Source organism: Pseudothauera nasutitermitis, assembly GCF_004801295.1.
Lineage (GTDB): Bacteria > Pseudomonadota > Gammaproteobacteria > Burkholderiales > Rhodocyclaceae > Pseudothauera > Pseudothauera nasutitermitis.
In genome coordinates this window covers 484,968-497,578 of sequence record NZ_SSOC01000002.1, presented here as the reverse complement: position 1 = coordinate 497,578, position 12,611 = coordinate 484,968, and the positions used below count along the sequence as shown (strand labels likewise).

10 protein-coding genes are annotated in these 12,611 nt (G+C 68.0%); 4 read left to right on the top strand and 6 right to left on the bottom strand.

Features of this window, described 5'->3' with window-relative positions:
* Positions 1 to 39: 39 nt before the first annotated feature.
* Positions 40 to 399 (top strand): YkgJ family cysteine cluster protein, encoded by a 360-nt coding sequence (locus tag E6C76_RS06405; protein ID WP_136347410.1) that lies wholly within the window; start codon positions 40 to 42, stop codon positions 397 to 399.
* Positions 400 to 406: 7 nt separating this feature from the next.
* On the opposite strand, the gene E6C76_RS06400 is transcribed toward E6C76_RS06405, so the two are convergent.
* Positions 407 to 1,255 carry an ATP adenylyltransferase family protein gene (locus E6C76_RS06400; protein WP_136347409.1) on the bottom strand — a complete coding sequence of 283 codons (849 nt, stop codon included), beginning with the start codon at positions 1,253 to 1,255 and terminating at the stop codon, positions 407 to 409.
* A 106-nt stretch (positions 1,256 to 1,361) separates the two neighbouring features.
* Between E6C76_RS06400 and E6C76_RS06395 the strand changes: the two genes are divergently transcribed.
* Complete coding sequence (locus E6C76_RS06395; protein WP_136347408.1) at positions 1,362 to 1,592, top strand: RNA-binding S4 domain-containing protein; 231 nt, start codon at positions 1,362 to 1,364, stop codon at positions 1,590 to 1,592.
* A 14-nt stretch (positions 1,593 to 1,606) separates the two neighbouring features.
* On the opposite strand, the gene E6C76_RS06390 is transcribed toward E6C76_RS06395, so the two are convergent.
* The 4 genes from E6C76_RS06390 to acnA form a co-directional block, all read right to left on the bottom strand.
* Positions 1,607 to 3,337 carry a potassium channel family protein gene (locus E6C76_RS06390; protein ID WP_136347407.1) on the bottom strand — a complete coding sequence of 577 codons (1,731 nt, stop codon included), beginning with the start codon at positions 3,335 to 3,337 and terminating at the stop codon, positions 1,607 to 1,609.
* Positions 3,338 to 3,356: 19 nt separating this feature from the next.
* Positions 3,357 to 3,740: a DUF6394 family protein gene (locus E6C76_RS06385; RefSeq protein WP_136347406.1), complete on the bottom strand. Its 384-nt coding sequence runs from the start codon at positions 3,738 to 3,740 to the stop codon at positions 3,357 to 3,359.
* 391 nt (positions 3,741 to 4,131) lie between these two features.
* Positions 4,132 to 4,530 carry a YchJ family protein gene (locus E6C76_RS06380; protein WP_136347405.1) on the bottom strand — a complete coding sequence of 133 codons (399 nt, stop codon included), beginning with the start codon at positions 4,528 to 4,530 and terminating at the stop codon, positions 4,132 to 4,134.
* 102 nt (positions 4,531 to 4,632) lie between these two features.
* Positions 4,633 to 7,341, bottom strand: a complete 2,709-nt coding sequence (gene acnA, locus E6C76_RS06375) for an aconitate hydratase AcnA (protein WP_136347404.1) — start codon at positions 7,339 to 7,341, stop codon at positions 4,633 to 4,635.
* Between the two features lie 320 nt (positions 7,342 to 7,661).
* On the opposite strand from acnA, the gene acnB reads away from it, so the two are divergent.
* Both acnB and E6C76_RS06365 read left to right on the top strand, forming a co-directional pair.
* Positions 7,662 to 10,271, top strand: a complete 2,610-nt coding sequence (acnB, locus tag E6C76_RS06370; protein WP_136347403.1) for a bifunctional aconitate hydratase 2/2-methylisocitrate dehydratase — start codon at positions 7,662 to 7,664, stop codon at positions 10,269 to 10,271.
* A 174-nt stretch (positions 10,272 to 10,445) separates the two neighbouring features.
* A complete protein-coding gene (locus E6C76_RS06365) occupies positions 10,446 to 11,318 on the top strand; it encodes a DUF3014 domain-containing protein (RefSeq protein WP_136347402.1) in 873 nt (290 codons plus the stop codon).
* A gap of 15 nt (positions 11,319 to 11,333) precedes the next feature.
* On the opposite strand, the gene E6C76_RS06360 is transcribed toward E6C76_RS06365, so the two are convergent.
* The gene (locus E6C76_RS06360) at positions 11,334 to 12,602 is read right to left on the bottom strand and encodes a putative Na+/H+ antiporter (RefSeq protein WP_136347401.1); all 1,269 of its coding nucleotides are present in this window, start codon (positions 12,600 to 12,602) and stop codon (positions 11,334 to 11,336) included.
* Positions 12,603 to 12,611: the final 9 nt, after the last annotated feature.

Genomic DNA, 12,611 nt, shown 5'->3' with positions numbered 1-12,611 from the left:
CCATCGCTCCGCCCTGGTGCATCCGAGGGCGCGTTGGGCATGGAAACCTGGAATCCCTGTATCGAGTGCGGCATCTGCTGCACGCATTTCCGCATCTCGTTCTACTGGGCCGAGGCGGACGACGCGCCGGGCGGCTTCGTCCCCGCGGGGATGACCGAGCGGCTCACCCCCTATCTGCGCTGCATGAAGGGCAGCAACAGCATGCCCCGGCGCTGCGCCGCGCTTTCCGGCACGGTGGGCGAGGCGGTGTCCTGCACGATCTACGAGAACCGGCCGACGCCGTGCCGCGAGTTCCCGGTGTATTTCGACGACGGCACGCCCAATCCCAAGTGCGACGAGCTGCGCGCCACCATCGGCCTGCCGCCGCTGCCTTTCTCGCCGCTGCCCAGGGCGGCCTGAACACCTTTCAGCGCGGAAAACCCACTTCGGCCAGCAGTTGCAGCGGGCCGATGCGCCGGATGGCGTCGATCTGTGCCGGGCGGCGCACGAACAGGGAGCCGGCGAAGCCCAGCGCGTTCACCGAGATGTCTTCCCAATGCTCGCGGCGGCGCGGCACCAGCAGCAGGCGTTGGCGGTCGAGCAGCAGGTTGTAGGGCGGCATCGGATCGGCGGCGTCCGGCATGCCCAGTTGCGCGCAGGCTGACCGCAGGGCCTGGCGCAGGCCTTCGCCGGCCTGTTCCGGCGCATCCCAATCCACGCCGTCGAGCGCGATCCAGGCATGCCGGAAAGGAAGTGCGCCGCAGCCTGCCAGCGTGCCCAACTGCGCTTCGCCGGGGGTGTGCGGAATCCACTGCAGGTGCTTGTGGCGCTGGCTGGCGCCGGCCACTTCGCCGCCGTTGTAGAAACCCAGGCCGCCATGCGGCCCGAGCACGCACGCCAGCGCACCCAGGTCGCTGGTGCCGAGCGGGGTGTGCTGGGCCTCGAAGGCGCGGGTGATGATCAACAGGTGGCGGTCGATCACCGGGTATTTGTTGAGCACCGCCAGATGGGCCGCTCCCAGCGCGCCGACGGTGAGGGCGGGGTCCGGCGGCAGAAAGGGGTTGAAGTCCACCCGGCGGTGCCCGGCGGCGCGTTCGCGTTCGGTGTGTTTGGCTTCCACGGTGGACAGCCAGCGCACGGCGAAGCGGGTGCCGTGTTCGTCGATCTCGGTGTGTTCGGTATGGATGGGCTGCAGGGCGCCACTGGCGAGGGCCGCCAGGCGGGTGGCGGCGATGCGGGGCAGCAGGGTGTCCGGGGTCAGCGCTGGGGCGGGCATGGCGGGGTAGCGGTTTCTCGGGGAAAATATCGGTTTCAGGCGGCCGCGCGGCGCGGCCGTGCCACCGAAATTCTACCCGCCAGCCCTGGCGGTGCCGGAGATCCGCATGTCCCAACGTTTTGCCGTGCGTGGCGAGACCATTCAACTCGATCAATTGCTCAAGGCGCTCGGCTGGGCGGACTCCGGCGGCGCCGCGCATGCGGCGGTGGAGGCCGGGCAGGTGCATGTCGATGGACGGGTGGAGCAGCGCAAGCGCGCCAAGCTGCATGCAGGGCAACGCGTGGCCTTCGCCGGGCAGAGCGTGCTGCTGGTCGGCGAGGGAGATGAAACGGAGTAAGGCGTCGCGCGGCGTCAGCCGGGCAGCCGGCGTTCCTTGCGGATCTGCTTGCGCCTGGCCAGGCGTTCCCAGATCCAGCCGCCGGGCAGGTCGACGCCGCTGAGCAGGTAGGCCAGCGCCTGTTCGTTGGCCAGGCTGAGGCCGAGCGCGCCGCGCGCGCGCCGGCGTCCGGCGAGCAGCAGTTCATCGCCCGGGCGCACCAGGGTGTCGCCCAGCGGCATGACCAGATGGTCGCTGTCGTCGCGCTGGATGTAGAGCACTTCGCAGGGCAGGTATTCGGCGCGTTTCTGCGGCGAGCGCAGCAGGGTGTCCAGGCCGACTTCCTCGCCGGCCATCAGGCGGCGGTGCAGGGCCGGCGCGCGTGCGATGTTGATGCGTTCGCTCCACACCGTGGGGGCCTCCCAGCCGAAGCGCCCGGTGAGGCGTTTCAGCAGCCAGACGCGCCATTCCTCGTCGCGCGCCTTCATCTCGCGCAGGAAGGGGGCGAGCAGCGGTGTCGACAAGACGGCGAGGCACTCGTGCGCGATGATCTCGCTGGGCACCATGTTGAAGTCGGCGTCGAAAGCATCGAACAGCGCGTGGTTGCTGTAGTGGTTCTGCCGCAATACGACGAACAGCCCCGGATTCAGCCCGCGCGCGGTGACCGCGGCCGACAGGTTGTCCACGTCCGAACTGGTGGCGGCGATGAGGCCCACCGCCTGGCGCACGTCGGCGGCGAGCAGCGCCTCGGCGCCGGTGCCGTCGCCCTGCACCCAGCGGTGCGGCGCGTCGCCGGGAGGCTGGCGGTCGATCACGGTGACCGGCATCGACTCGCGCGACAACGTGGACAACATGGCCTTGCCGAAGCGCCCGTGGCCGCACAGGATCCAGTGCCCGCGCGGCGGATCGCGGTGATGCTCGACAGTGCTGCCGGGCAGGCTGGTGAGCCAGGCGAGCAGTTGCCAGGCCGCCGGCGACTGCACGGCGAGCGCCATGTATTCGCTGAACTTCTCGAACGGATTGATGATGTGCCGGGTGCCGAAGGAGGCCATGTTGGCCGCGGTTTCCGGGCTTTCCGCGCGGCACAGCGCGGGCAGTCGCGGCGCGAGCAGGCGCGCGGTGATGGCGATGGCGAGGTTGGCCGAGTCGTCGTCGGTGAGCGCGATCACCCCGGCGCAGTGCGGGCTGGTCAGCCCGGCGAAGCTCAGGGTTTCCGGGTTGCCGGCATCGGCTGCCAGCGCCGGCACGTCGGCGGTGTAGCCGTGCAGGTCGAGTTCGCCGACCTTGGCGTCGTCCAGCTCGACCACCACCGCGCGCACGCCCATGCGGTCGAGCGCGCTGCAGATCAGCCGGCCGGTTTCGCCGTAGCCGCACACCAGATAGAACGGTTCGCGCAGCCGGCGCACCGCGCGTGCGAAGCGCTGGGTGCGGATGGCCAGGTGCAGGTTGCGGTCGGCCAGCAGGGTGAACACGGTGCCCAGCGTATAGGCCCAGCCGATCACCGACAGATAGATGCAGATGGTGACCCACATGCGCTGCTGGTTGGAGAATTCGACGGGGATTTCGCCGAAGCCGATGGTGGTGGCGGTATAGCTGATGAAGTAGAAGGCGTGGAAGAAGCTCAGCCGCCCGGCGCCGTCCAGGCCGGGCGCGAGGGTGAGCCCGAGCACCGACACCGCGAGAATGGTGATCAGTACGATCAGCGGCGCGCGCAGGCGCCGCAGGACCAGGAAGAAGATGCCGTGGTGGCGTTGCAGCGGCGTCATGGTCGCCGGGCCAGGGTGTTCAGCGGCGCTGCATGATGGTTTCGGCAATCAGGATGACCACCGAGACGCCGTTGGCCAGCAGCGCGCCGCCGGACAGCGAGACCACGCGGGCCACCATTTCCGGTGTCAGCCCGGCCGGCGAGACGTGGGCGGCATAGCCCCACACCATGGCGGCGGCGATCAGCTGCAGGTCGGCCACCAGGCTGGTGGACAGATGCACCGCGCCGATCTGCGTGCGGTCGCCGAACTTCAGCACGGTGGCGATCAGGCTGACCACGATGGCGGCGAACAGCTCATAGACGTCGTGATGCGCCGGGTTGTCGATGTCGCCGGTGAAGAAGCCGAAGTTGAGCGTGGCGGCAAGGACGATGAAGAAACCGAAGATGACTTTTTCGAGATTCACGGCGAGGGTCCGCAGGGCCGGGGAGATGAGGGTCGATTATAGGCATTGCATGCGGATGCCGGTGGCCTGGGCGAGTCCATATCGGTGCATGCAGGTGCCGGGGGGGGCTGCCGAAGTTCCAGCGGGCATGTGGGGAGGAGTTGATGGGCATGGCTGTCGGCGATTTCGCTCCCGCCGCGTCGTGGGGCGCGCTGCCGGGGAAGTCCGGGCCGGCTGTCTGAGGGCGCGCAGCGCCCGAGTTCCGGCCCGGACGGCAGCGCGCCCCACGGCGCGGGAACCCGAAGGGCGGGAGCGTATGAGCCGACAGCCATGCCCATCAACTCCGGGAACGGCCGGGGCGCTCGAAAGAGGACGGATGCGGTGGACGCGACTGCCCCGATAACCGGGGAACTCAGTCCTCGCGCGGATCGCCATCCACGTAATACCAGTGCCCGTCCTCGCGCACGAAGCGGCTGAGTTCGTGCAGGCGGGCGGCCCGTCCGCCGAGCCGGTAGCGCGCGACGAACTCGACGATGGCGTGGTTTTCATCGCGCTGCTCGTGGCGCAGTACGCGCAGGCCGATCCATTTGGGCGCGGGATCTTCGGCGAGATCCAGGGTGGCCGGGCGGGTGCTGGCATGCCAACTCGCCAGAAGCCAGTCCGCGCGGCCGAGTGCGAAGGCGCTGTAGCGCGAACGCATCAGGGCCTCGGCACTTGTGGGCGGGCGCCGGCCGTCGTGGGCGGGGCCGCAGCAGTCGGCGTAGGGCTGGCCGGATTCGCAGGGGCAGGGAGCTTGGGTCTTGCGCGGCATTGTGGGGCAGGGCGGTGGTGCGGACGCCCGGCATCATAAACGTCCGCCGCCCGCCGCGCATGGCCCGCGCCGCGCCGTTGCCGGCACGGCGCGGGGAGGGCTTCAGGCGAGGATCTGGCGCAGCACGTAGGGCAGGATGCCGCCGTGGCGGTAGTAGTCCACCTCGATGGGGGTGTCGATGCGGCACAGCACCGCCACCTCGCGGCGCTTGCCCCTGGCGTCGTGGATCACCAGGGTGAGATCCTGGCGCGGCTGCAGGCCGGCGCCGATGCCGAGCACGTCGAAGGTCTCCGTGCCGGTCAGCCCCAGTTTCTGCCACGAATCCTCGCCCTTGAACTGCAGCGGCAGCACGCCCATGCCGACCAGGTTGGAGCGGTGGATGCGCTCGAAACTGCGTGCCACCACCGCCTTCACGCCCAGCAGGGCGGTGCCCTTGGCCGCCCAGTCGCGGCTGGAGCCGGTGCCGTATTCCTCGCCGGCGAACACGATGGTGGGCACGCCGCGCTGCTGCCAGGCCATCGCGGCGTCGTACACGGTGGTCTGCTCGCCGTCGAGCAGGGTGTAGCCGCCTTCCACGCGCGCGCCGTCCTCGCGCGGCGGCAGCATCAGGTTCTTCACCCGTACGTTGGCGAAGGTGCCGCGCACCATCACGTCATGATTGCCGCGCCGCGAGCCGTAGGAGTTGAAGTCCGCGCGCTTCACGCCGTGCGCCTTCAGCCATTGGCCGGCGGGGGTGGCCTCGCCGAAGGAACCGGCCGGCGAGATGTGGTCGGTGGTCACCGAATCGCCGAGCAGCAGCAGGGTATGCGCGCCGGTAATGTCGCCGATGCCGCCGGGCTGCGGGGAAAAGTCGTCGAAGAACGGCGGACGGGCGATGTAGGTGGATTTCGGCCAGTCATACACCTGCCCGGTCGGTGCGGCGATGGCGTTCCACAGGTCGTGGTCGCTGGTGAAATCGGCGTACAGTCGGCGGTAGGTGGCCGGATCCTGCGCATAGGGCAGGATTTCGGCAATCTCCTCGGAAGTCGGCCAGATGTCGCGCAGATATACGTGGTGGCCGTCGCGCCCGGTGCCCAGCGGTTCGCTGCTCAGGTCGATGCTGGCGCGCCCGGCGATGGCGAAGGCCACCACCAGCGGCGGCGAGGCAAGGAAGTTGGCGCGCAGGTTGGGATGGATGCGCGCCTCGAAATTGCGGTTGCCCGACAGCACGGCGGCGGCCACCACCTTGTTCTCGGTGATCGCCTCATTGAGTTCCGGTGCCAGGTCGCCGGCGTTGCCGATACAGGTGGTGCAGCCGTAGCCGGCCAGCGCGAATCCCAGCTTGGCCAGCGGTTCCAGCAGGCCGGCCTTTTCCAGGTATTCGGTGACCACGCGCGAGCCGGGTGCCAGCGAGGTCTTGATGTGCGGCGCGACCGTGAGGCCCTTGTCCACCGCCTTCTTCGCCAGCAGGCCGGCGGCGATCAGCACGGCCGGGTTGCTGGTGTTGGTGCACGAGGTGATCGCCGCGATCAGCACGTCGCCGTGGCCCAGCGTGACCTCCGGCAGACGGGTGGGGAAGCGCGTGCACAGCGAGGCTTCCGGCACGCCGAAGCCGTCATCCACTTCGGGGGTGCTCAGCAGCTGGCTGAAGCGGCTGGCCATCTGGTCGAGCGGGATGCGGTCCTGCGGGCGCTTCGGGCCGGCCAGCGAGGGCACGATGTCGGCCAGATCCAGCGTCAGCACGCGGGTGTAATCCACCTCGCCGGCGCGCGGCACGCCGAACAGGCCCTGGGTGCGGAACCAGGTCTCGAACAGTTCGCAGTCTTCCGCGCTGCGTCCGGTGTTGCGCATGTAGGCCACGGTCTTCTCGTCGACCGGGAAGAAACCCATCGTGGCGCCGTACTCCGGCGCCATGTTGGCGATGGTGGCGCGGTCGGTCACCGACAGGCTGGCGGTGCCTTCGCCGAAGAACTCGACGAATTTGCCCACCACTTTCTCGCGGCGCAGCATCTCGGTGACGGTGAGCACCAGATCGGTGGCGGTGACGCCTTCGCGCAGCGCGCCCTTGAGTTCCACGCCGATCACGTCCGGGGTGAGGAAATACACCGGCTGGCCGAGCATGGCGGCCTCGGCCTCGATGCCGCCCACGCCCCAGCCGACCACGCCCACGCCGTTGATCATGGTGGTGTGCGAATCGGTGCCCACCAGGGTGTCGGGGTAGCACAGCTCGCCCTCGGGTGTGTTTTCACGGCGCACGCCGTGGAACAGGTATTCCAGGTTCACCTGGTGCACGATGCCGATGCCCGGCGGCACCACGCCGAAGGTGTCGAAGGCCTGCATGCCCCATTTCATGAATTGGTAGCGCTCGCGGTTGCGCTGGAATTCCAGTTCCATGTTCTGGCGCAGCGCCTGCGGGGTGCCATAGTGGTCGACCTGCACGGAGTGGTCGACCACCAGATCCACCGGTACCAGCGGTTCGATGCGCTTCGGATCGTGGCCGGTGGCGGCGGCCACCGCGCGCATCGCGGCGAGGTCGGCGAGCAGGGGCACGCCGGTGAAGTCCTGCAGCACCACGCGGGCGACGACGAAGGGGATTTCCTCGGTGCGCGGCGCATCGGGCTGCCAGCCGGCGAGCTGGCGCACGTGCTCGACGGTGACGCGCTGGCCATCGCAATGGCGCAGCAGGGCCTCGAGCACGATGCGGATGGACACCGGCAGGCGCGCTACGCGCCCCAGTCCGGCGGTTTCCAGCACCGACAGGTCATGGAACAGCGCCTGGCGGCCCGAAGGCGTGGTGAAACGCTTGAGCGAGGCGAACGGCTGTGTGGTCATGGCGATTCTCCCTGAGCGCGATCGATGGTGGTGGGGTGTGGTTCTGTGCTGTGTCGGACCGTTTTCCCGCGGTCCGCGTTCCCGGAGGGCGACTCCAGGCATGTCGTTTCTTCTTAGCGCAGACGGGCCGAAACGGCGAGTGTGGAATGGTAAAAAAGCGCGCCGGCGCGGATGCGTGGGGGCCTGCCCGAGCGTAGAATCGCGCCCTGATGTTTGCCGCGATGCTGCGTTGCACCGCAAGTCTTATAAAAGACATATAATCTCAACCGTCACCGGGCGATCCCCGGTCTCCAGTCAACGTCACGATAAAGGAAGACGCCGTGCTTGAAGCCTACCGTGCCCATGTCGCAGAGCGTGCCGCCCTCGGCATCCCGCCGCTGCCCCTGAACAAGCAGCAGACCATCGATCTGGTCGCCCTGCTGAAGAATCCGCCCGCTGGCGAGGAGGCTTTTCTGGTCGAACTGCTGACGCACCGCGTGCCCGCCGGCGTGGATGACGCGGCCAAGGTCAAGGCCGAGTTCCTCGCCAAGGTCGCCAAGGGCGAAGAAGCCTGTGGACTGGTGTCCGCTGCCCTGGCCACCGAACTGCTGGGCACCATGCTGGGTGGCTTCAACATCAAGCCGCTGATCGACCTGCTGGCGAGTTCGGGGAATGAGGGCGCGGTCGGCGGCATCGCCGCCGAGGGCCTGAAGAAGACCCTGCTGATGTTCGACTACTTCCACGACGTGAAGGAACTGGCCGACAAGGGCAACGCCAACGCCAAGGCGGTGCTGCAGTCCTGGGCCGATGCCGAGTGGTTCACCAGCCGCCCGGAAGTGCCGGCCTCGCAGAAGCTCACCGTGTTCAAGGTCACCGGCGAAACCAATACCGACGACCTCTCCCCGGCGCCGGATGCCTGGTCCCGCCCGGACATCCCGCTGCACGCGCTGGCCATGCTGAAGAACCCGCGTCCGGGCATCACCCCGGAAGAGCCGGGCGTGCGCGGCCCGGTGAAGTTCCTCGAAGACCTCAAGGCCAAGGGCAACTTGGTGGCCTACGTCGGCGACGTGGTCGGCACCGGCTCTTCCCGCAAGTCCGCGACCAACTCGGTGCTGTGGTTCACCGGCGAGGACATCCCCTACGTGCCGAACAAGCGCTTCGGCGGCGTGTGCCTGGGCTCCAAGATCGCGCCGATCTTCTTCAACACCATGGAAGACGCGGGCGCGCTGCCGATCGAGATCGACGCCGGCCAGATGGACATGGGCGATGAGATCGAGCTGCAGGTCGACCAGGCCAGCGGCAAGGTCACCGCGCTGAAGAACGGTGCGGTGATCGCCGAATCGCAGCTCAAGACCCTGGTGATCCTCGACGAAGTCCGTGCTGGCGGCCGCATTCCGCTGATCATCGGCCGCGGCCTGACCGCCAAGGCGCGCGAGGCGCTGGGCCTGCCGCCCTCCACCCTGTTCCGTCTGCCGCAGAACCCGGCCGACACCGGCAAGGGCTTCAGCCTGGCGCAGAAGATGGTCGGCCGCGCCTGCGGCCTGCCGGAAGGCCAGGGCATCCGCCCGGGCACCTACTGCGAACCCAGGATGACCACCGTGGGCAGCCAGGACACCACCGGCCCGATGACCCGCGACGAACTGAAGGATCTGGCCTGCCTGGGTTTCTCCGCCGACCTGGTGATGCAGTCCTTCTGCCACACCGCGGCCTATCCGAAGCTGGTGGACGTGCGCATGCACCGCGAACTGCCGTCCTTCATCTCCACCCGCGGCGGCGTGGCCCTGCGTCCGGGCGACGGCGTGATCCACTCCTGGCTCAACCGCCTGCTGCTGCCGGACACCGTGGGCACCGGCGGCGACAGCCACACCCGCTTCCCCATCGGCATCTCCTTCCCGGCCGGCTCCGGCCTGGTGGCCTTTGCCGCCGCCACCGGGGTGATGCCGCTGGATATGCCGGAATCGGTGCTGGTGCGCTTCAAGGGTACGCTGCAGCCGGGCGTCACCCTGCGCGACCTGGTCAACGCCATTCCGCTGTACGCCATCCGCCAGGGTCTGCTGACCGTGGAGAAGAAGGGCAAGAAGAACGTCTTTTCCGGCCGCATCCTGGAAATCGAAGGGCTGCCGGACCTCAAGGTGGAACAGGCCTTCGAACTCACCGATGCCTCGGCCGAGCGCTCCGCCGCCGGCTGCACGGTGCATCTGAACAAGGCGCCGATCGTCGAGTACATGAACTCGAACATCACCCTGATGAAGTGGATGATCGCCAACGGCTACGAGGATGCCCGCACGCTGAAGCGCCGCATCAAGGCCATGGAAGCGTGGATCGCCAACGGCGAACTGCTCAAGGGCGATGACGATGCCGAATACGCCGCGGTGATCGAGATCGATCTGGCCGACATCAAGGAGCCCATCGTCGCCTGCCCGAACGACCCGGACGACGTGAAGCTGCTCTCCGAAGTGGCCGGCGACAAGATCGACGAAGTCTTCATCGGTTCGTGCATGACCAACATCGGCCACTTCCGCGCCGCCGGCAAGGTGCTGGACGGCAAGTCCGACATCCCGACCCGCCTGTGGATCGCCCCGCCCACCAAGATGGACGCGATGATCCTCAACGAGGAAGGCTACTACGGCGTGCTGGGCCGCTCCGGCGCACGCATGGAGATGCCGGGCTGCTCGCTGTGCATGGGCAACCAGGCGCAGATCCGCAAGGGCAGCACGGCCATGTCCACCTCCACGCGCAACTTCCCCAACCGCTTGGGGCTGGATACCCGCGTGTATCTGGGCTCGGCGGAACTGGCGGCGGTGTGCGCGCTGCTGGGCAAGATTCCGACGGTGGCCGAGTACCTGGAGCAGGTCGAGATCGTCAACAAGAAGGCCGGCGACATCTACCGCTACATGAACTTCGATCAGATCGAGGAGTTCAGGAGCGTCGCCGATACGGTTGAAGTTTGAGGTAGGGAGACTGGAGCAGGGCGCCACTTCGAAGCGCCCGTCCATTCAGCAGGACAACGCCCCCTTCCGGGAAACCGGCGGGGGCGTTTTCGTTGGGGAGGATGCGCGCGATTTGATTGAACGCGCCGACGGGTGTATGACTCTTATCCCGATGTTGGACGCTGGAGAGGCGACATGGTGAAGGAAGCGAAGCGCGTCACGTCCGGGCGCGGCGGATGGATCGCCGCGCTGCTGCTCGTGGTGGTGGCGGTAGTGGGCTATTTTCTGTGGACCGGGAGCAAAGAGGCTCCACCCCCGCCGGTTGCCGGCGTGGAGGTGCCCGCGCCCCCGCCGCCTCCACTGCCCGACGTACCAGCCGAGCCCGGCACGGCAAGCGGCCTGATCGAGCCCGCGCCCGGTTATCCGCCGCCGCAGCCCGAGCCCGAGGACGACGTGGAACCGCTGCCGGCGCTGGATGAGAGCGACGCGGCGCTGCAATCCGCGCTCGCCGGACTGCCGGGCCTGGGCGAGCACCTGCGCCTGCTGATCAGCGGCAATCTGGTGCGACGCATCGTCGTTACCGTCGACAACCTGCCGGGCGAGCGTCTGCCCATCGCGCGCGCGCCCTTGCGGCAGGCCGAGGGGGCGTTCCGCGTCACGGCGGAAACCGGCGCATTCACCATCGCCGCCGACAATGCGGCGCGCTACACACCGTATGTGCGCCTGGCCGAGGCGGTGCCCGCCCAGGCGCTGGTGGCGCTGTACGCGCGCTTCTACCCGCTGTTCCAGGAGGCCTACGAGGAGCTGGGCTATCCGTCGGCACGCTTCAACGACCGGCTGGTGGCGGTGATCGACCATGTGGTGGCCGCTCCGGAGATCAGTGGTCCGATCGAACTGGTACAGCCCAAGATCCGCTACCTGTTCGCCGATCCCAGGCTGGAAGCACTGTCCGCCGGGCAGAAGATCATGATCCGCATGGGGCCGGAGAACGCCCGCAAGATCAAGGCCAAATTGCGTGAAATCCGCGCCCTGCTGGCCGCCGGCGGGGAACGCCCGGCGGCCGACTGAGCGTGCGCTGCTGTCTTACAGCAGCCGGAAGGCCAGGATGGTCACCAGCGTGGGCGGCAGCGCGGCAAGGAGGAGCTTCAGCGGGTTCACCGCGCCGTCATTGAAATGGCGGCGCAGGATGGACATGCCGGCGGGGTTGGGGGCGTTGGCGATCACCGTGAGGCCGCCGCCGGTGACCGCGCCGGACACCACCGCGTACTTGAACTCGTCCGACAGGCCATCGACCAGCGAGGCCAGGTAGGTCAGCGCGGCGTTGTCGGTGATCGCGGTGAGCGCGGTGGCGCCGAAATACACCGTGGTGGCATCCATGCTCTTCAACAGCGGCTCCAGCCACCAGGCCTGCTGCCCGCCGAGGATCACCAGCCCGGCGAGGAAGAAGGCCACCATCAGCCCTTCACGCAGGATCAGGCGTTCCTGGCAGGCCGGGTAGGCGGTGGCCAGGCCCATGAACAGCAGGAACACGCCGAGGAACACCGGCGGGTGGTGGGCGAACAGCACGATCAGGAACAGCAGGAACAGGTGGATGCCGACCATCAGCGCGGGAACGGCGTCACGCGCTTCACCTTCTGGATGCAGTTTCTGCCCGGCGAGCCGGGTCAGTTCCTCACGGAAGAGCAGCGTGGCCGCGGCAGCGTTGATGACCACGGCGATGGCGGCCTTCCAGCCGAAGTGGGAGAACATGAACAGCGTATCCCAGCCCCAGGTGGCGGCGACCATCAGCACCGGCGGCGCGGCGAAGTTGGTCAGTGTGCCGCCAATGGAGATGTTCACGAACAGTGCGCCGATGGTCACGTACATGAGCTGGTTGGACAACCCACGTGCATAGTAGCGCTCGCGCAGCATCATCGCGGCCAGGGTCATCGCCGCCGGTTCGGTGATGAAGGAGCCGAGCAGCGGCACCACCGCCATGATGGTGAAATACACCGCCACCTGCTCGCTGAACGGCAGCGAGCGCGCAAATACCCGAACGATGGCGGAGGCCGCCTGCAGTACCGGCTTGCTGGCAGCCACCACCATGATCGCGAAGACGAACAGCGGCTCGGTGTAGTTGCGCGTGTCCAGGTACTCGACGGCCTGATCCTTGCCGACCGTGAAGGCCATGAACACGATCAGCACGATCGCCCAGAAGCCGAACACGGCCTCGACCTCGCCCAGCAGATGCCACAGGCCGGCGTGCCTGGGGCGGCTGTGGGCGAGGCGTTCGAAGAACTTGGTGGAGAAGGTGTGCAATACGGCGAGCGCGAACAGCACCGCGCCGATGACCTGGATCGTCGTCGGGTTCATGCATGTCTA